General features: G+C 46.1%; 19 protein-coding genes, 1 tRNA gene and 1 pseudogene. 15 read left to right on the forward strand and 6 right to left on the reverse strand.

The genetic code is table 11. The features are described from left to right. Nucleotides 1-207: 207 nt before the first annotated feature. Together Pmgp_RS09735 and Pmgp_RS09740 are read right to left on the reverse strand one after the other, a co-directional pair. Nucleotides 208-776, reverse strand: a pseudogene (locus Pmgp_RS09735) (fumarylacetoacetate hydrolase family protein); the annotation flags it as partial. A 234-nt stretch (nt 777-1,010) separates the two neighbouring features. Beyond that, nucleotides 1,011-1,199, reverse strand: coding sequence for a ferredoxin (locus Pmgp_RS09740; RefSeq protein ID WP_134213799.1), 189 nt, complete (start codon nt 1,197-1,199; stop codon nt 1,011-1,013). Nucleotides 1,200-1,356: 157 nt separating this feature from the next. Here Pmgp_RS09740 and Pmgp_RS09745 point away from each other — a divergent pair, with 157 nt between their 5' ends. The 14 genes from Pmgp_RS09745 (at nt 1,357) to Pmgp_RS09810 (ending at nt 13,070) form a co-directional block, all read left to right on the forward strand. Further along, nucleotides 1,357-2,490 carry a sensor histidine kinase gene (locus Pmgp_RS09745; protein ID WP_134213800.1) on the forward strand — a complete coding sequence of 378 codons (1,134 nt, stop codon included), beginning with the start codon at nt 1,357-1,359 and terminating at the stop codon, nt 2,488-2,490. A gap of 39 nt (nt 2,491-2,529) precedes the next feature. Continuing rightward, nucleotides 2,530-3,177, forward strand: a complete 648-nt coding sequence (locus Pmgp_RS09750) for a response regulator (protein ID WP_134213854.1) — start codon at nt 2,530-2,532, stop codon at nt 3,175-3,177. Nucleotides 3,178-3,360: 183 nt separating this feature from the next. Further along, nucleotides 3,361-3,528, forward strand: a complete 168-nt coding sequence (locus Pmgp_RS09755; protein ID WP_205078005.1) for a Flp family type IVb pilin — start codon at nt 3,361-3,363, stop codon at nt 3,526-3,528. A gap of 41 nt (nt 3,529-3,569) precedes the next feature. Next, nucleotides 3,570-3,761 carry a Flp family type IVb pilin gene (locus Pmgp_RS09760; RefSeq protein WP_134213801.1) on the forward strand — a complete coding sequence of 64 codons (192 nt, stop codon included), beginning with the start codon at nt 3,570-3,572 and terminating at the stop codon, nt 3,759-3,761. An 88-nt stretch (nt 3,762-3,849) separates the two neighbouring features. Continuing rightward, complete coding sequence (locus Pmgp_RS09765; RefSeq protein ID WP_134213802.1) at nt 3,850-4,359, forward strand: A24 family peptidase; 510 nt, start codon at nt 3,850-3,852, stop codon at nt 4,357-4,359. Beyond that, nucleotides 4,356-4,766 carry a TadE/TadG family type IV pilus assembly protein gene (locus Pmgp_RS09770; protein WP_427910028.1) on the forward strand — a complete coding sequence of 137 codons (411 nt, stop codon included), beginning with the start codon at nt 4,356-4,358 and terminating at the stop codon, nt 4,764-4,766. The genes Pmgp_RS09765 and Pmgp_RS09770 overlap by 4 nt, the downstream gene beginning before the upstream one ends. Before the next feature lie 11 nt (nt 4,767-4,777). Next, nucleotides 4,778-5,737, forward strand: a complete 960-nt coding sequence (locus Pmgp_RS09775) for a pilus assembly protein TadG-related protein (RefSeq protein ID WP_192902873.1) — start codon at nt 4,778-4,780, stop codon at nt 5,735-5,737. A gap of 21 nt (nt 5,738-5,758) precedes the next feature. Next, on the forward strand, nt 5,759-6,490 hold the full coding sequence (cpaB, locus tag Pmgp_RS09780; protein WP_134213804.1) for a Flp pilus assembly protein CpaB: 732 nt from the start codon (nt 5,759-5,761) through the stop codon (nt 6,488-6,490). 18 nt (nt 6,491-6,508) lie between these two features. Beyond that, entirely contained in the window at nt 6,509-7,732 is a 1,224-nt protein-coding gene (locus Pmgp_RS09785) for a CpaE/TadZ family protein (RefSeq protein WP_134213805.1), read from the forward strand. 13 nt (nt 7,733-7,745) lie between these two features. Then, nucleotides 7,746-9,086 carry a TadA family conjugal transfer-associated ATPase gene (locus Pmgp_RS09790; RefSeq protein WP_134213806.1) on the forward strand — a complete coding sequence of 447 codons (1,341 nt, stop codon included), beginning with the start codon at nt 7,746-7,748 and terminating at the stop codon, nt 9,084-9,086. Nucleotides 9,087-9,106: 20 nt separating this feature from the next. After that, nucleotides 9,107-10,078, forward strand: coding sequence for a type II secretion system F family protein (locus Pmgp_RS09795; RefSeq protein WP_134213807.1), 972 nt, complete (start codon nt 9,107-9,109; stop codon nt 10,076-10,078). Nucleotides 10,079-10,090: 12 nt separating this feature from the next. Continuing rightward, complete coding sequence (locus Pmgp_RS09800) at nt 10,091-11,011, forward strand: type II secretion system F family protein (protein WP_134213808.1); 921 nt, start codon at nt 10,091-10,093, stop codon at nt 11,009-11,011. Nucleotides 11,012-11,023: 12 nt separating this feature from the next. Next, a complete protein-coding gene (locus tag Pmgp_RS09805; protein ID WP_134213809.1) occupies nt 11,024-11,398 on the forward strand; it encodes a DUF192 domain-containing protein in 375 nt (124 codons plus the stop codon). Continuing rightward, the gene (locus tag Pmgp_RS09810; RefSeq protein WP_134213810.1) at nt 11,388-13,070 is read left to right on the forward strand and encodes a methyl-accepting chemotaxis protein; all 1,683 of its coding nucleotides are present in this window, start codon (nt 11,388-11,390) and stop codon (nt 13,068-13,070) included. Before Pmgp_RS09805 ends, Pmgp_RS09810 begins: the two co-directional genes overlap by 11 nt. Before the next feature lie 16 nt (nt 13,071-13,086). Here Pmgp_RS09810 and Pmgp_RS09815 read toward each other — a convergent pair whose 3' ends face one another. Beyond that, nucleotides 13,087-14,715: a histidine kinase N-terminal 7TM domain-containing diguanylate cyclase gene (locus tag Pmgp_RS09815; protein WP_134213811.1), complete on the reverse strand. Its 1,629-nt coding sequence runs from the start codon at nt 14,713-14,715 to the stop codon at nt 13,087-13,089. Between the two features lie 262 nt (nt 14,716-14,977). Between Pmgp_RS09815 and Pmgp_RS09820 the strand changes: the two genes are divergently transcribed. Beyond that, nucleotides 14,978-15,055: transfer RNA gene (locus Pmgp_RS09820), tRNA-Pro, on the forward strand. A 148-nt stretch (nt 15,056-15,203) separates the two neighbouring features. Here the strand turns inward: Pmgp_RS09820 and Pmgp_RS09825 are convergent. From Pmgp_RS09825 to Pmgp_RS09835, 3 genes are all read right to left on the reverse strand, one after another. Beyond that, nucleotides 15,204-15,932 (reverse strand): class I SAM-dependent methyltransferase, encoded by a 729-nt coding sequence (locus Pmgp_RS09825; protein ID WP_134213812.1) that lies wholly within the window; start codon nt 15,930-15,932, stop codon nt 15,204-15,206. A 343-nt stretch (nt 15,933-16,275) separates the two neighbouring features. Beyond that, on the reverse strand, nt 16,276-17,277 hold the full coding sequence (locus Pmgp_RS09830) for a potassium channel family protein (protein ID WP_134213813.1): 1,002 nt from the start codon (nt 17,275-17,277) through the stop codon (nt 16,276-16,278). Nucleotides 17,278-17,405: 128 nt separating this feature from the next. Further along, nucleotides 17,406-18,494 (reverse strand): mannosyltransferase family protein, encoded by a 1,089-nt coding sequence (locus tag Pmgp_RS09835; protein WP_192902874.1) that lies wholly within the window; start codon nt 18,492-18,494, stop codon nt 17,406-17,408. Nucleotides 18,495-18,508: the final 14 nt, after the last annotated feature.

Here is an 18,508-nt window from a genome sequence, read left to right on the forward strand (position 1 = left end):
AAATTTTGCAATACCACAAATAAGGTCTGAATATACAACATTAATATACCAAAAAGTTAAGCTCTGAAGTCCGCATAAATGCTGTACTTGCAGAGCTTTATAACTTGTTTTTACTGCAAAACTCAGGATAATATCTAATCTTGTCAACAAAATTTTGAGGCTAAGAGCCATAATCTTTGAAATTGTCTCTTATTTCAAGAATTAGGGCTAAAACCGCCTCATATTACTTCTGACCCCGTTGTTTAGGACACCAATCCCTTCGATTTCCACCTCAACTTCATCTCCCGCCACAACAGGTCCAACACCGCTTGGAGTACCAGTCATAATCACATCGCCTGGGAAAAGGGTCATAATTCCTGAGATAAACTTACCAGTTCCGGCACACTGAAAATCAGACGGCTGGTGGAAGAACACTGTTTAAGTTTACCGTTTAAACGCAGTGAAACAGCCAGGTTCGCTAGATCGAGATCCCTTACAATATACGGTCCCAGGGGCAAAAACGTGTCAAATGATTTTGATCTTGTCCACTGGCCGTCTTTTTCCTGAAGATCCCTTGCGGTTATATCATTACCACAGGTATAACCAAAAATGTATGCATCTGCTTCATTTTCATTAATATTGCGGCAGGTCTTTCTTATTACCACCGCCAGCTCGGCATCATAATCCACCCTGCTGCTGCAGGACGGGCAAATAATATTTTCCCCCGGCCCAATTACAGCGGAAGAAGGTTTTATAAACAGCACCGGTTCGTCCAGTATGGCCAGGCCCAGACACTCATAAAAAAAGCCCTGAACCATTTTGATCTAAGGGGCAGGGCGCAGCTTTACCATATTATGGCAATATATCAGGATAAATCCTTTTTTTGGTACCTTTTAAATGTAATCCCCTTGCGAAAATGCGCCATCCTGTTTTTAAATTCCTGTATTTCCAGGGCGCCGGCAGGGTTTGCGTTAATATTAAGTTTGTTTTCCCCTTTTTTTTCACCTGACACCTCCGCCTTTTAACCCGGCTTAATCCAAAGTAATGGCATTGGTTGGACAGCCTTCAGCGGCTTCACGGGCCTGGTCTTCCATATCCGCAGGTACTTCATCAACTATATTGTGTGCCTTATCGTCCTCATTCCAGTCAAAAACTTCCGGACAAGTATCAATGCACGCGCCACAGCTGATACAAAGTTCTTGATCTACTGCTATTGGCAAGGAACAACACCCCCCTGTTATATTTATAGCAGTTATAGTTTGGCTGAAAAGGCACAAATTATGTAGGTATCAAAAAAAAGCAAATTATTACGATATTTATTCTTAGGGACAAAAAACAGGACCAGGTTTCGTATAAACATTTAAGAAGGTGAATTAGTTGGACACAAAGGACCTCGACAGGATTATCAAAGAAACCCTGGAATCCATAGAACGCAGTAAAATCCAGATTTATGACATAGTGGAAAACACCCTGGCCGAGCAGGCCAGGGTTGATCAAGAACTGGCTGAAGTAAAAAACGAAGTTTCCGATATCATTAAAAAAGTCGACAAGCTGTCCCGGGATGAAAAAAAGGCACGCTTAAGATTAGTGGAAGTCAGTAAAGATTTTCGTCAATATACCGAAAGAGATATTAAGGAAGCTTATGATACCGCTTACCAGTTTCAGGCGGAACTGATCAGGCTGAAAGAAAGAGAAAAGCTTTTACGATACCGCAGGGACCATCTTGAGGTAAGCCTGCGGCGGCTTAAAAATACAGCGCAAAGAGCGGAAAGACTTGTTTCCCAGATGGGTGTCGTCTTTAACTTCCTTAGCGGCGGGCTGCGGGATTTGAATACGAAGATTAACGAACTCCAACAGGCCCAGGACATGGCTATAAGCATCATCAGGGCTCAAGAAGAAGAGCGCAAGAGGATAGCCCGGGAAATACACGACGGTCCTGCTCAGTCCATGGCTAATATAGTCATGCGGACAGAGTACTGTATAAAACTTCTTAACATGAGCCCTGAGCAGGTACACGGTGAACTTGTCTCACTGCAAAACCTGGTTCGGCTTTCTTTGATGGATGTACGCAAGATAATTTTTGACCTGAGGCCAATGGTGCTGGACGACCTTGGACTTGCTCCCGCCATTAAAAGGTATCTGAGCAACTACAAGGAACAGTACGGCCTGCAGGTTGAATTTCTTTGTTTCGGCCAGCAAAGACGCCTGGATAGTTCTATAGAGGTCGCTCTTTTCAGAATAGTTCAGGAGTTGGTCAGCAACGTCCATAAACATGCCCGGGCTCAAAACGCGGTTGTTAAAATTGAACTTCTCCGCAATAAAATAAATGTTCATGTAAAGGACGACGGTGTAGGCTTTGACCTGGAAAAAGTGATGTCCGACAAGGACCGTGAGGGTTACGGGCTGATTGGCATGAGAGAAAGAGTCCAGCTGCTCAACGGTGAAATAAACATAGTTACGGCCCCGGGACAGGGCACTTCTATAAATTTATCTGTACCTGTAGAGGATTAAAATATACGCGTATTATACAAGGGGGGAAACAAATTGAAGATGGTAAAGGTTCTGATTGCCGACGACCATGCCCTCATGCGGGAAGGACTGCGCAAGATCTTGTCAACAGAAGAGAGAATCGCAGTCGTGGGAGAGGCCGAAAACGGTGATCAGGCCATCCACCTGGCTTTTTCTCTAAACCCTGATATCATCCTGATGGACATAAACATGCCTGTGGCGAACGGGATAGAGGCTACCAGGGCCATAAAAAGAGAGAGACCGGAAATTGGTATTATCGCCTTAACCATTCACGACCAGGAAGAATACCTTTTTGAACTGATCAAAGCCGGCGTCTCCGGTTACATTTTAAAGGATATCAGGCCCGGCCTTTTGATTCAGACCATTCTGGGAGTTGCCAACGGTGAGTCATTCATTCCTTCTTCAATGACATCACGGATTTTTGCGGAATTTAACAGGCTTTATTCACTCTCTCCCCGCAATTCAAATACCCAGGGTTTGACCAAGCGGGAAATTGATGTGCTCCGCCTGGTGGCAAACGGTGAAAACAACAGGTCCATTGCCAAGAAACTGTTCATAAGTGAAAAGACCGTCAAAAACCACCTGACCAGCATCTTTCAAAAACTTGGCGTAGGCGACCGGACGCAGGCCGCTATCCACGCCGTAAAAAGCAAAATAGTGGATTTATAGCACCAGCCCCAAACCCGCTACGGCGGGTTTTTTTATTTTCATAGGACTATAGTCCTAAAACAACCAGGGACACTTGACTGTACTAAAATGAGACCAGTGCATCATGTGCAAATTTCGACAGGATGCTATTATAAAATACAGCAGTTACCTGGATTTAAAATCAACCCGAGAGGTGGTTGATGAATGGCGGGTATAATTAAAAGATTTTATATCGAAGAGTCCGGGCAGGGATTGACTGAATACAGCCTGATTCTGGCATTTGTGGCCTTAGTTTTAATTGGCGCGCTAAGTCAGGTTGTTCAGGGTATCATGGGCGCTTATCAAAGAGCTGCGAACCTGTTCAGTGATTAAAATGTTTTAAAATAAAAAACAAATGAAAGGTGGTCTAATCAATGTTAAATGCAATTAAGAGTTTTCTTTCAGAAGAATCCGGTCAGGGTATGGCGGAATATGGCTTAATTCTTGCGCTGGTGGCGGTAGTGCTAATCACTGCACTAACGGCTTTAAACACTGGATTGCAGGGGACTTTTAGCAGAGTAACGGCAGCGCTCGGTGGCAGCAGCAGCGGCGGCACTGGACAATAAGCCAAAATTTTTCAGTAACCTTAAATATGCGATATGGACCCTGCTCATGCCACTGAGTGGGGTCCACCTGTAAAAAGAGGTTAAATTTATGATAATTAATACTGTTCTAATCATCTTAATTGCAATTTGCGTTTTCACCGATCTCTCAAAAAGAAAAATTTATAATAAAGTGCTTTTCCCTGCTGCCATTATCGCACTTACTTATCATATCTACACTGCCGGTATAAGCGGTGGGTTTTTTAGCGTCAAAGGTTTATTCATAGGAACGGCGCTACTGCTAATTCCTTATTTCATGGGTGGAATCGGCGCGGGTGATGTAAAATTCCTTGGAGTGATTGGCGCCTTCAAAGGCTGTAACTTCATCTTTGTGACTTTTCTGGCTGGAGCTATTGCAGGTGGCATCATGGCGGTATTTTGCCTTTTTAAAAATAAAAAAATGCTGTTTATATTCAAAAAGCTTCTTGCGCCATTTCTGATCCGTCACGGATTCATTTTAAACAATACAGAAAATGACGAGACCATTAATATTAATTGTACAATCCCCTACAGCGCCGCCATAGCTGTCGGCGCCGCAGCCGCTGCTTACTTTGTGAGGTGATTCTTTTGCGGCTTGTTAGAAAACTGATAAAAAACAAGAAAGGCCAGGCGCTGGTAGAACTCGCACTGATACTCCCCATTTTAATCATGATTATATTGGCCACTATGGAGTTCGGCAGGATTTTATACTCCTACATGATTATCACCAACGCTTCCAGGGAAGGCGCCCGGGCCGGAGTGGTAGGCACAGATGACTACGGCATCAAAACCAAGGTTAAGAACGCGGCAACAACTTTGTCTTTAACAGATTCACAAATTATAATTACACCCAGCCAGGGCTCACGCCCCAGAGGCGCTCCTTTATCAGTCCAGGTTAACTACTCGGTTATTCTGGTAGCACCGATACCCAACGTTGTTGTACCCAACCCCTTCCCTCTAACCGCGACAACAACAATGCGGGTGGAATGACGGAGGAAAAAATGAAAACAATCATAAACCTGCTTAAAGAACTAAAAAATAACCAGCGCGGGTCATCAATGGTAATAGTAGCCATTTCTCTGGTTTCTCTGATTGGCTTTGCCGCACTGGTCATAGATATTGGTATGCTGACCCTGGACAAGTGGAGACTAACCAACGCTATTGACGCGGCAGCCCTGGCAGGTGTGCAGGAATTGCCTACAAGCCCCACCAGGGCCAGAGAGGTCGCGAGCACTTATGCTCTAAGCAACGGGTGTGATAATGCGGTCTCAACAATACAATCAGACAACGGTCATGCCAACTGTAAAATTGTTGTTACAGCATCAAGACCGGTTAACTTCTTTTTCGCCAGGATACTTGGTTTTGGCTCTTCCACTGTCAGCGCGCGGGCCGTGGCCAAGGTTGCCGGACTAACCTCCTTTGTCGGAGCGGCGCCTTTGGCTGTGCCAAACCAAACTTTTAATTTCAATACCCTGTATGTATTAAAGCAAGGGTCCAACAGCCCCAACCCTCCCCCGCTAGGTTCCGGCAACTACGGAGCTTTATCCCTGGGGGGTACCGGTGCGAGAAATTATGAGGACAACCTGAAATACGGCTACGACGGCCTGCTGGCAGTTGGAAACGAGGTTGACACAGAGACAGGCAACATGTCCAACCCAACCCTGCGGGCGATAGAATACCGCATGAGCCAGTGCACCCACAGCCCTCCCTGCACCCCATCTTCTTTTGACCCCGGGTGCAAAAGGATTTTAATCGTGCCTGTTTATGACCCGGTTGTTATCGACCAGGGCCAGGTCAAGAGAATCAGAGTGGTTGGTTTCGCCGCATTCCTGGTGGTGAGTGTCAGCGGTCAGGGCAACGAAAACTATATTGACGGTTACTTTATCAGGATGGTGGCCAACGGTGGCACGAGTAATTACCAGACCGACTACGGTCTCAACGGAGCAAGCTTAATTGAGTAATAATAAGGTGGGAAGAAGAAAATGAAAAACAAGTTGCTTTTGATTCTGGCCATAATTATTGGGCTGGCTGCGGCTGCCGGTATTTATCTCTTTCTGGACAACACCAGAAAAACTTACCAGGTAAACAGTGATTTCGTCAGTGTGGTCGTAGCCCGCCAGCGCATACCGGCCAAAACTCAAATTACAGCCCAAATGGTCGAGATGAAAGATATCCCTGCCATATCACTGAACGATCTAGCGGTAGTGGATACGAAAGAAGTTTTGGGCAAAACAACAAAATCGGAAATTCTGCCGGGTGAACAGGTTTTGCGGGAAAGACTGGCTACTGAGAGGAGTTCATCCGAAGGCCTGTCTTTTCAGATACCACAGGGCAAACGGGCAGTGTCTGTCGCGGTGGACGAAGTATCAGGAGTCGCCGGGCTGGTTAAAGTTGGCGACCGGGTGGATGTCCTGGGTACTTTCGACCTGCAGGGAGCAACCGGTCAGGAAAAGGTCAGCTATACTTCCATCCTGATACAAAATGTTGACGTACTATCTATTGACCAGTCTGCCTCGCCGGATGCTTTGACCAGCCAGGACAGCAAAAAAGCCAGCAATTCAGCGCATACTATTACCCTTTCAGTGACACCGGAACAAGCCGAGCCGCTGGTGCTGTGTTCGGAAAAAGGAACCATCAGGCTGGCACTCAGGCCGGCTGCCGACCAGAATGTTATTTACGTGCCGTCAATAAGAGGTAATCAGTTAATCCGCTAGTTCTAAGGAGGTTGCAAAATGAGCCGGACCAATGTGCTTGTTGTCGATGATATTGCCAATATGCGCGAGGATATTAAACGACTGCTTTATTTTGAGGAAGACATTAATGTCGTGGGTGAAGCCTCTGATGGCAAAGAGGCAGTGCAACTGGCCGAAAACCTTAAACCGGACGTGGTGCTGATGGATATCAACTTGCCCGGTATGGACGGGATCATGGCGTCGGAGGTTATTGTCAACAAGATGCCTGACACTGCCATCGTCATCATCTCCATCCAGGGAGAGCCTGAATATCTTAGAAAGGCCATGGCTGCCGGAGCCAGGGATTACCTGGTGAAACCTTTCAGCGGCAGCGACCTGGCCGAGACTATCCGGCGGGTCAGCAAATCCTACAAAATACGCTCAGCCCACACCCCCCTGCCGCCTACGGCGCTGACAGCGCCTGAACCGCCTCAGAGTCGCAGGATGATCGTTGTTTTTTCAAGTAAAGGCGGTGTCGGCAAAACCACCTTAGCGTGCAACCTGGCGGTATGCCTGGGGCAGGACTACAGAAAAAAAGTGGCGCTGGTGGATTTGAACCTGCAGGGAGGCGACGTGTCGGTGATGCTCAACCTCTCCCCCAGAGGCAGCATTGCCGAACTGGTCCAGGAAGAAGACAGAATGGAATATTCGCTGGTCAACACCTACCTTGTCCCGCACCTGTCCGGCCTGAAAGTTCTTCCCGCGCCCCTTCGCCCGGAGCAGGCTGAAGTTGTTACGGCAGAGCATGTTGAAGGGATTTTGAAGCTGCTAAAAAATAATTATGAGTATGTGGTAATTGACACTTCCCCGCTCTTTAACGACTTAAACCTGGTGGCCATGGAAGCGGCTGATGATATCTTGTTGACCTGCACCAGGGACCTGCCGGCCATAAGACACACCAAGACTGATATGGAGGTACTGGAGTCTCTGAACCTGTCAGGCAAAGTAAAGTTTGTTTTAAATCAGTCCACACTGGACTACGGGATTAAGATCTCAGACCTGGAAAAAAGCTTTAACGCCTCTCCCGCAGCTCTCCTGCCGTATGATGAAAAGACTGTCCTGTCTTCAATAAATAAAGGGCATCCTTTTGTTATGACTCAATCCAATTGCAAACTATCCCAGTCAATTAAACTTTTAGCCGGAGAATTTGAGAAATTATCTTCCGGGTCTGCAGCCAGTGTTGTTTCAAAAAGATCCTTCATAGGTAAACTCTTCAGCTTATAAGAGGTGATAGAGAATGTCTTTATTGGCAAGATTGGAAAAAAATAAAACGGGCGGCCCGGTTATGGGCGAAAGCTCCCCCAGAAGTTTAACTGCCGCCAAAAAAGACCCTTATGAGCAGCTGAAAAACAATGTCCATAAAAAGATTATTGATGAATTAAAAGATATTGCCATTGAAGAAGAAAACCAGGATATTCTTGGAGCTAAAATAGAAGAAATGGTCATCAGGATTTTAGACGCGGACGGAGAGCCCATCCCCCGCGCCGACCGCCTGCGCATCGCCAAGGAAATTTCAGATGATTCCATCGCTTTCGGGCCAATTACTTCCCTGCTTAGAGACGCGGAAATTACTGAGGTGATGGTAAATGGCCCCGCCGATGTATATGTTGAGAAAAACGGTAAAATCATCAAAACCGATGTTCATTTTCGCGATAACAACCACGTCATGCATATCATTGACAAAATCGTGACGCCGCTGGGCAGGCGCATCGATGAGAGCATGCCCATGGTTGACGCCCGCCTGCCAGACGGGTCCAGGGTAAACGCTATTATACCGCCTCTGGCCCTTAACGGCCCGACCATAACCATACGTAAGTTTTTCAAAGACCCTCTCAGTGTTGACGACCTGATCAATTTGGGTACCCTGACCCCTCAGATAGCTGATTTTCTTGAAGCGTGTGTTAAGTCGAGGTTAAACGTTTTAGTTTCCGGGGGGACAGGCAGCGGTAAAACAACAACTCTTAACGTGCTTTCTTCGTTTATACCCGATGACGAACGGATTGTCACCATTGAGGACGCTGCTGAAATACAGCTGAGACAGGAGCACGTAATAACGCTCGAAAGCCGACCGCCCAATATAGAAGGCAAGGGCGCGATCACAATCCGTGACCTGGTGCGCAACGCCCTGCGGATGCGCCCTGACCGGATCGTGGTCGGTGAGGTGCGCAGCGGTGAAGCCCTGGACATGCTGCAGGCGATGAATACCGGCCATGACGGGTCACTGACCACAGGGCACGCCAACTCACCGCGGGACATGCTGGCACGACTGGAAACCATGGTCCTGATGGCCGGTATGGAACTGCCGGTCAAAGCGATCAGGGAACAGATTTCCTCCGCCATAGATCTGATTATCCACCAGAGCCGGATGCGGGACGGTTCACGCAAAATCACCCATATCACCGAAGTACAGGGAATGGAGGGCGACATAATCGTCCTGCAGAATATTTATATCTACAACCAGAGAGGAGCCGATTCCGGCAAATTTATCGCAACCGGGATCAGACCTAAGTTTCTCTGGCGTCTTGAAGCATGCGGCATTAACCTGCCCTTTGAAATATTTGATCCTTCAATCCTATAAAAGATTTGGAGGTTTTAACTTTGAGTATCACAACCATATCTATACTTACATTCTTAACGGTAATACTCCTTTTTCTTGGTTTTCACCAGCTGAAAGCCGGAGAAAAAAAATTAATTGCCAACCGGATGGATTACATTTTCAGTGACAGAATGCGCGGCATGCTGGAGAAGGTAAAAAATAGAAAGAATAAAAACCAGAACGGACATAAAGTTTTGGAATTAGCCGGCAGGCTCTTTACCGCCAGAAAAATTGCGGCAAAGGTTGACTCTGAACTGGCAAGAGCAGATATACCCCTAAAAGGAGAGGAATTTCTCGGCTTGATCCTTATTCTGACAGTAGGCGGAGGACTGATATTCACCTTAATTACAGGAAGTTTGATGTTAGGCATTATTGCCGCTGTATTAGGCGCCTACCTGCCATATTTCACCCTGCGCGCGGCAAAGTCAAGAAGACTGGCAAAATTCAACGGGCAGATAGGCGACGCCCTGGTGATCATGGCTAATTCCCTCCGCTCAGGATTCAGCTTCCTGCAGGCCATGGATATGGTGCGCAAAGAGATTCCTGACCCGATCGCCAAAGAGTTTGGCACAGCGCTGCAGGAAATGACCTGGGGCACACGCACTGAAGAAGCCCTTAATAATATGGTCGCCCGTGTCTGCAGTGATGACCTTGAGCTGGTCGTCACAGCGGTTTTGATTCAGCGTCAGGTTGGCGGCAACCTGGCAGAGGTGCTTGACAATATCGCCAACACAATCCGTGAAAGGATCAGGATTAAAGGTGAAATCAGGACCTTGACCGCGCAGGGCAGAATCTCCGGCCTGATTATCGGACTGCTGCCCATTGTACTGACAATCATTATTTACATCCTGAACCCAGGATATATTAAACTGCTGTTTTCCAGCAAAGCAGGTATTATTATGATTTGCTACGCAATCATGTCCCAAATCGTGGGGCTGATGATTATCAAAAAAATCGTCCAAATTACGGTTTAAGGGGGGCTGCTCTTGCTGACATTTATTGTAGCGTCTGTATTTCTGGAAGTTATTCTGATCTTACTCATCTACTTCAACCGCAAAAATAAAAGCCGGGAAGAACTCGAAAAAAGAGTCAGCGAAGTTGTCGGCACCCGTACTGTAACGGTACGTGAGCAGGAATTGAAAGTTCCTTTTTTTCGCAGGGTGGTTAAGCCAGTTCTGGCCAAAGCCTCGCATCTTTTGATCAGGATGCTGCCCGCCGAAAAAGAAACTGAGCTTAACCAAAAAATCATTATGGCGGGAGCCAGCGAAAAAATTGCGCCCAGGGAACTCCTGGTGGTTAAATACCTGGCCGCGGCCGGAATAGCTTTTCTTCTATGGATGCTTGGCGGTCTCTTCGCTAAAGACATCATCCAGACGACGCTGATGGGCGCGACCGGTCTCGGTCTTGGCTGGGTCCTGCCTGAGTATGTTATCAATAAAAAAAGCATGGCGAGAAAGCTGGATATTGAAAAAGGGCTGCCGGATGTACTTGATTTGCTGACGGTAAGTGTTGAAGCGGGACTTGGCTTTGACGGAGCCATGATGAAGGTGGTGGAAAAAACTAAAAGTGTGCTTTCTGAAGAGTTTAAGACGGCACTGCAGGAAGTTAAAATGGGAAAACCCCGGGCTGAAGCGCTGCGGGACATGTCGAACCGGACCGGGGCGGATGATTTGGCCACCTTTACCGGGTCGGTGATCCTGGCCGATCAACTGGGTATCAGCATCGGCAACATCCTGCGGCTGCAATCCGAGCAGATCAGGCAAAAACGCCGCCAGCGCGCGGAAGAGTTAGCCTTGAAGGCTCCAGTCAAAATTTTGATCCCGTTGATTATGTTTATCTTTCCGGCCATCTTCGTCGTTCTCTTAGGGCCTGCTGTCATACAAATCGCCGATGTATTTCTAAAATAATGAGGTGGAATTGTGCAGCTTATTAATAAAACAAATGGAAATATACTGGCAAACAACGTAGAGATGGCGGGCACCTTTATGAAACGGTTGAAAGGCCTGATGGGCAGGCCCTATTTAAGCAAGGGAGGAGCTATGATCCTCTTCCCCTGCAGCTCAATTCACACTTTTTTTATGAATTTTCCTATAGACGCCCTTTTCGTTGACCGCAACTCAATTGTTATAAAAACCATTGAAAACATGAAACCATCTAAAATAAGCCCCGTGATCAAAAAGTCTTACATGGTGGTTGAACTACCCGCCGGGTCTCTCTCTTCTACCAGGACCAGCGTGGGCCACCACCTGGAAATTATTAAGGATAAACAGGGAGGTAAAAGAATTGAAAATTAAACTGCCGGGTCTGGGTCTCCAGAAAAAAAGACTTTCTGTAACGACAAAAATCGCGGTAGCTTTATGTTTGTTGATAACCTTTTTAATGTCAGCGTTAGGCACATCATTTTTCGTCAGAGAACGTGCATTTTTTGAAAAGGAATTCCAGGAGAAAGGCTGGACTATAGTACATACCCTGCTTCAATTCACAGGCAGTTATTTTCAGAACGGGGATGTACAAACTATGAAGATCCTGCTAAGAAAAGCCGGGTCTTACCAGGATATAAGTTATGTAATGTTACTTGACGCCAACGGCAAAGTTATTGCCAGCACCGATGAAGCACAGGTTGGCTCATTAATTAATGACGAAACAACAAAACAGGCTCTCGCCGCTAATGTGGAGACTGTTAAGCTTCATAAAAACGAACAAGGCGAACAAGACGCGCTTGACTTCTTCTCCCCTGTTACCACCAGCATGGATGGCGTACCCCGGGGCTACCTTCGTTTAGGGCTCAGTCTGGCGAAATTAGATAAGTTTTCCCAGGACACCGTGCTCAACATCATACTCACCTGTCTGGCCGCTGTAATAGCCGGTATTTTCCTGTCATCGTTAATTACCAAAAAAATTCTCATGAAGCCGTTGTCTGACCTGTCCGCGGCCACAGAAAGACTGGCTACCGGTGATTTTACTTACAAAGTGCCCATACGCAACAAGGATGAGCTCGGCGATCTCGCTACCGCTTTCAATACCATGAGCGTCCACCTGGCCAACCTTATCTTATCCGTAAAAACAAGCGCTGACGACATTAACAAATCGGCGGAGCAAATGCTGGGGCGCCTGCGCACCTCGGACAACACCAACGTCAGGCTGTCACAAACATTCGACCTGTTGAAACAGGGCACTGAAGAACAGGTCGCCTTGATTAAGCAGGCAGCCGGATTATCGAACAACCTGTTCGAGCAGTCACAAAAAACGATGGACTGCATTCTCCAGGTGCTGAGTGAGGTAAACAAAACAACGCAATTAGGCGGCAGCAGTGTTTCAGCCATATCCAAAATTACTGCAAGTATTGAAGACACCAAAAAATCGCTTGAAAGAATAAAGGACACATTCAAACAGCTGGAGGATAAAACCCCGCAAATCGACCAAACTATTGGCAGCTTGACAAACATGCTGGAAAAGAACAAGGAGTGCACCGTTCAGATAGCTCTGCTGGCAGCCCGGTCCGGTGACAAGGAACTGGCAGATACAGTGGAGTCTCTCCGCCGTATTTCGGAAGAGTCCTCATACCACCTGAGTCAAATTTCAGAGGAACTGACGGGCATCAAGAATACATGCGGCGCCGCGGAAGCCTCACTGGAAGATGATATCAGCATACTGGCAGATGGGAAAGACACTATCAAGGAAGTTAAGGATTTCATGGAAAAGGTGCTCTTATCCCTGTCCCAGAGCAAGGTTATTATCGAAGAGGCGGCTACGGCTGCTCACGCGCAGTCCAATAGTCTGGATAACATCAGGCAAAGCCAGGCCGGTATCGTAGATAAACTGCTGAAGACTATCAACAGCAGTTCAGGCGCCGGCAGTGACACCAAACTCCAGATGGAAAGCCTGCAGTATCTTGACTCGCTGGCTAAGAAGATGGTGCGGATGGTGGATAGACTTAATGTGCTGTCCCTGCAATTTAAGATTTAGTATATTGCTCTCAAATTTAGTCGGCGGCAACAACGCAGTTGCGTCCGTTTGCCTTAGCCCTGTATAGAGCTTTGTCCGCTTTCGTCAGCAAATCCTCCAAAATTTTTTCTACGGGGCGGGTTTCTGCCGACCAGTCATTAAAGCTGATCAGGCCGATGCTAATCGTAACTCTCAGGCAATATTGATATATTCTGGTTGTATGGTTTTCAACGGTTAACCTGATCTTTTCCGCTAAAGACAACGCGCCCAGCCTGTCAGTGTGCGGCGCATATACTATAAACTCTTCGCCGCCAAATCTGGACACAACGTCCGACCGGCGAAGATTTTTTTTCACCGCTCCTACCACGCCCCTGAGGACATCATCGCCAACAAGGTGGCCGTACGTGTCGTTAATAAGCTTAAATCTATCTATATCCAGAATCATGATAGAAAAGGGTATCTTATAACGGAAGGCGACAGCAATCTCGTCAGTCATGTGCCCCAGCATGTACCGCCTGTTATAACAGTTAGTCAGTTCATCTGTTATAGACATTTGCCTTAATTTCTGATTGGCCTTGTGCAGTTCCTCCTGTACCGCCAGCAATTCTTGATTCTGTTTCTGAAGAACAAAATTATTGACTCTAATTTGTTCAAGTAAGATTTGGATTTCTGTTATATCATTAAATGTGATGATCCTCCCCAGAAATTTATCTTTGTCATCAGTTACCGGTGACACATTGACGGTTACATGTCTGATTTGCCCGTCATGCCGTTTTATCTCGGTTTGCAGGCTTTTAGCTTTGTCATTAAAAAGCTCTCCAATCTCAAGAACATTCGAGGCGTTAAAAATCTGTCCAGGTTTGATGTTGAGAAATTTTGCCGCGCTTGCGTTAATATCAAGGACAAGTCTATCCCTGTCCAGCACAACTATCCCTGTGTCAATATTGTCCATTACTTCACGCTGGGCGGCGTTAATGATTCTAAAAAGATCATACTTGCGAATTGAAATTACAAAACAGACAGCTGAAACAGCTATGCCCAGTGAGGTTAACCCCGGCACGATCACCCTGGTATAAGGGTAAACAATCACATTAAGCAGCACATCAAAAACAGAAAAAAAGATTAGGAGCAGAATCCCTCTGATGCATAAGGACAGTTGTTTTTTAATGTTGCTTTCAGCAACCGTCCTTGCAGTGCGCAGCATTAAATTGGTCGATAATATCAGGTAAAACAGTCCAGAAAGGGCAAAAACCCAAAATAAAGGCCCGTAGATGCGTATTGTCCAACTATAACCGGACGGTATGGCAAATAAATAATGCCAGGGATTGGTGGTCACCAGCACAGCGCTGAGAATAGACGGAACGGCGTAAAGGTAAAGTGTTGACCTCTTTTGTTCATCTATTTTCTTGGTAATAACAAGCGCGAATACAAGCCAGCCTAACCCCAAAAAACAAAGCCCGGCAAAAGCTAAATTTAAAAAAAACCACTGAAAACGTAATTCGGGAACAATGTGCATCAATAAGTGACTGAATGGCCAGATCATCATCAAGGAGTGAAAGGCCAGATAAACTTTATGCAGTGTAGTAATGTTATTTACCGCCAGGACGTATATAAAGATCAAAAGCAAAAAAAGAAAAAGGAAAGAGTCAATCCAGTCCGGCTGCATATGATCACAAACCTTTAATCAATTCACGATAGCCTTAATTTGGCATATCCTCTTATCCATATTTCGCCATTATTAAACATATTCCTGCAATACAGAATATAATATGGCTTTGTTACTATAATATGTTAAGGCCATATTACTGACTTCCTTTAGTCAATTTCAATATGGTCGATAACAACTGAAATTAGAATTGCTTCTTTCCTTGACTTTTAACACTGAAAACGGTAAAATTCTTTATACATGCAAAACAAAACATTTTAGCCGGGGCGTAGCTCAGTTTGGCTAGAGCGCTACCTTGGGGTGGTAGAGGCCGCACGTTCGAGTCGTGTCGCTCCGACCAGTAAAATCAAGGCTTCGAGAGATCGAAGCCTTATTTTTTAACTTTGTAACAGGTATAATTTTTATAGGAATATTCTTAATTGCCTATGGATCATCTATCTAGTATTTTCGGCAGCGACAGCGGCCTTAACGTTGTGAATATTTTTCAGTCACTTAGTATATATAAAGGTCCCCAATCCAAGGTGGCTGCGATTAGCCAGCATGAGAACCTTATATTTGAACAGCAAACATTTCAGCTCCCAGTTTGTTCTCAACTCCGGCGAGACTTCCCGGTGCGGGTCGACATAAAGCATTTCTTTTAGATTATCCAGCACGCCGGGCAATTTATTTTGAGTCACAAAAACCCTCGTAAAACCAGCCTTTTCAAATTTGTCTGTCCATTCACCTAAAAGAGGGACCTGCGGCACACCGCAGATATCCTTGATTTGCTGCCTGGCTTTGGGAGGCAATGTATCATAGGCTGTTAATTCCACATCAACCACAACGCCTCCCTTTTTTAAAACCCGGCAGCACTCCCGCAGAGCTTGTTCAGGCGGTAAAAATATGAGCAGTGATTCGATCAGGATGATATCGGCTACTGAGCTGCCGAAGGGCATATTAAGCGCATCACCTAGAATAAAATTAACGTCGGTCTTCTCCCTGAATGCTCTCCTGCTGGCCTTGGCAATCATCTCTTCAGAATTATCCAGGCCAAAAACATACGCGCCGTATTTTTTCGCCAGGTAACAGGCGCTCCTGCCAGTGCCGCAGCCTATATCCAGAACGACACTGCTTTTGTTAATCGAAAGGCTGTTTAGAATTTTTACTGTGTGCGAGAAACCACCAGGGTGCAGGCTGCCGTTGCCCAGGGCAGTGATAGCTTCAAGGTATGAACTCATCCGGATCCCTCTTTTGGTTTTTAATTCTTTATCCTATGTACTGCGGCTGGTATAGGTGACATTAAACAAACAGAGTTTAGGTTTGGTAAAAATTATCAGGCTGGCGTATAAAAATATAAACAGAGACACTATCTGGATATAATCAATGAAAAGTGAAGCGGACACCCATATGTCTTAAAATCCCGTCAACATATTTTGACAATAATTAAGCAGGCCTTTATGCTGCAGGCGGGGCCTGCTTAAATTATAAAGCGCTCTTTTGTTTAGAGCGCTTTGACATACATTCGGCTTGCCAACACACTTTTTATCACTAAAACGAAACGAGATTAAAATAAGGAGTTGCTTATTCCCCTGCAACGACCTTTTCCAGCAGGTATAACTGCTCCGCCGCTCCAAATAACACCAGGATATCTCCCACCTTGAAAACTTCTGACGGCTCTGGATTGATGATATTCTGGCCTTCCCGCATGATAGCCAGCACCATAATTCCGTAGTCGTCCCTGATCCTGGAGTCCTTTAATCTCATGCCGACCAGCTTGGATTTATAAGTTATAAGCAGCTCCTCCAGGTTCAGGTTGTTTTCGTGGTCATCAATCAAAGTCTCTACCACTGCCACACTTGCGGGTTTCAGTGAAGCCAGCGCCATCCGGCTGCCGGCTATGGCAGAGGGACTGACAACTGTATCGGCTCCTGCCCTTTTAAGCCTTATAACTGATTCCGGGCGGGTAGCCCGGGCTACAATATGGGCTTCCGGATTAAAATCTTTACAGGAAATGGTGATCATCAAATTGCCGGCGTCATCGGGAATAGTGGTAATGATGCCTTTAGCATATGCCACCCCTGCCATTTGCAGAATCCTGTCCTCTGTGGCATCGCCCGCAATAAATAAAACGTTGCCCTCGGCCCGGATATCCTCCAGGATGGAAGGTTCTTTTTCAATTACCACGAATTCTTTTTTCTTTCTGATCAGTTCCCTGATCACTTCCTTGCCGACCCGCCCGGCGCCGCAGACGATAATATGGTCTTTTAGCCTTGTTATTTGCTTAATCATTTTTCTCTTCCCCCATATATCGGAAATCCGCCCTTCGACCATACCGGTCAGTGTTGTGCTAAGCACGTACGTCAAAAAACCGAAGCCCAACACCGAAAGAAACATGGTAATTATTCTGCCGGCACTGGTAGACGGCATCACGTCGCTATAACCGGTGGTGGTAACAGAGCTCATGGTCAGCCACAAGGCTTCCATGCCGCTTTTCCCCTCTATCGTAGCAAAGTAAAAAACGGCAGCGGTGATGATCGTAAACAGCACTAAAACCGCGTAAAGTATTGGGCGAATTGACGGCATAAACAAAACACCTCAAAATTGGTCGTCGGAAGTCAGACGTCGGACGTCGGAATATGCTGCATTCCTCTTTTGTCTTTAAAACCTGCTATGGCTTCCCACTTCTCACTTCCCACTTCTCAGATCCCAATTCAGCTGATCCAGCGGCCCAGAATGAACATTACGCTGACAACTGAAAATACCAGTACGGAGATAATTGAATAAACGACCACCAATCCGTTTTTGTGCAGCAGGTGTGCCAGAGTTATATATCCCGGGAACAGGACGATAATGTACCTGGGCATACCTAGAGGCAGGTTGTCCACAACAGAAGAAAACGGGATCAAGAATCCTAACACCAAAAAAATTAACAGTGACTTATCCTTAATATATTTGAAGCTCCTGATTATTAAAAACAAAAAGAGAAAGGCCATGCCCGATTCAAAAAGGCTGTAAAACTCACTTTTATAAATAAACAGTGACAGATTTGTCAACTGGCCGGCGCCGGGGTATTTAAAATGTCGGAATCCCCAGTAATCCCTGTTCAGGGAGTGGGCAAAAGCCAGGGGATCACCGGTGGATTTCCATAAAACAGCAATAAAGATCAACAGTGAGGCCGGGATTATAAGCAGCGGCAGGGCCTTTTTCAGGTTGATCCTATAGCCGTTGACCTCGTACTGGTAATAAAGAAGGGCTAAAAATGTTACTACTCCCAAATTCCTGGTAAGTGCCGCCAGAGCGCCCAAAATGGCGGCAGTAAACCACTTTTCTTTTCTGGCGTAATAAAATGCCCCGAGTGAGAAAGCAAGAAGCGGGGATTCTGAATAAATCGAAGTGAAAAATATAGCTGTCGGGAAGAAAAGCATGATAAAAACAGTGGTAACAGCTATCTCTTCGCCGCAGTCTTCCCTGACCAGGCGGTATAAAAAGAAGCATGCGATAAAAAGGGCTGTATTGGTGATAAGGAATCCTGATACCACACCGTTGTGGGTAACAAAAGTGAGCAGGCGAATCAGAAAAGGGAGCAGCGGAAAAAAAGGAGCGCTGTCAAAGTCATAGCCCTGCCCCGCTATCCTCAAAAACCAGCCGGCGTCCCAATGAATCAACGAATCAAAGAGAACACTTTGGTGCAGGTTCTCAAAAACAGCCGGCGGAAATGGATTAATAACTTCTCTGGCTAACCATATTAAAAAAATGATGAGCAGTTTGTTCAGTACATACAGGTAGCCGACTCGTTTCAAATCTTCTACTATTA

The sequence above is a fragment of the Pelotomaculum propionicicum genome, from assembly GCF_004369225.1.
Lineage (GTDB): Bacteria > Bacillota > Desulfotomaculia > Desulfotomaculales > Pelotomaculaceae > Pelotomaculum_B > Pelotomaculum_B propionicicum.

What these genes read in the sequence shown, in the direction of transcription:
- Pmgp_RS09750 (WP_134213854.1), top strand. Translation starts at nt 2,530, where the DNA reads ATGGTAAAGGTTCTGATTGCCGACGACCATGCCCTCATGCGGGAAGGA.
- Pmgp_RS09755 (WP_205078005.1), top strand. Translation starts at nt 3,361, where the DNA reads ATGGCGGGTATAATTAAAAGATTTTATATCGAAGAGTCCGGGCAGGGA.
- Pmgp_RS09760 (WP_134213801.1), top strand. Translation starts at nt 3,570, where the DNA reads ATGTTAAATGCAATTAAGAGTTTTCTTTCAGAAGAATCCGGTCAGGGT.
- Pmgp_RS09765 (WP_134213802.1), top strand. Translation starts at nt 3,850, where the DNA reads ATGATAATTAATACTGTTCTAATCATCTTAATTGCAATTTGCGTTTTC.
- Pmgp_RS09775 (WP_192902873.1), top strand. Translation starts at nt 4,778, where the DNA reads ATGAAAACAATCATAAACCTGCTTAAAGAACTAAAAAATAACCAGCGC.
- cpaB (WP_134213804.1), top strand. Translation starts at nt 5,759, where the DNA reads ATGAAAAACAAGTTGCTTTTGATTCTGGCCATAATTATTGGGCTGGCT.
- Pmgp_RS09785 (WP_134213805.1), top strand. Translation starts at nt 6,509, where the DNA reads ATGAGCCGGACCAATGTGCTTGTTGTCGATGATATTGCCAATATGCGC.
- Pmgp_RS09790 (WP_134213806.1), top strand. Translation starts at nt 7,746, where the DNA reads ATGTCTTTATTGGCAAGATTGGAAAAAAATAAAACGGGCGGCCCGGTT.
- Pmgp_RS09815 (WP_134213811.1), bottom strand. Translation starts at nt 14,715, where the DNA reads ATGCAGCCGGACTGGATTGACTCTTTCCTTTTTCTTTTTTTGCTTTTG.
- Pmgp_RS09825 (WP_134213812.1), bottom strand. Translation starts at nt 15,932, where the DNA reads ATGAGTTCATACCTTGAAGCTATCACTGCCCTGGGCAACGGCAGCCTG.
- Pmgp_RS09830 (WP_134213813.1), bottom strand. Translation starts at nt 17,277, where the DNA reads ATGCCGTCAATTCGCCCAATACTTTACGCGGTTTTAGTGCTGTTTACG.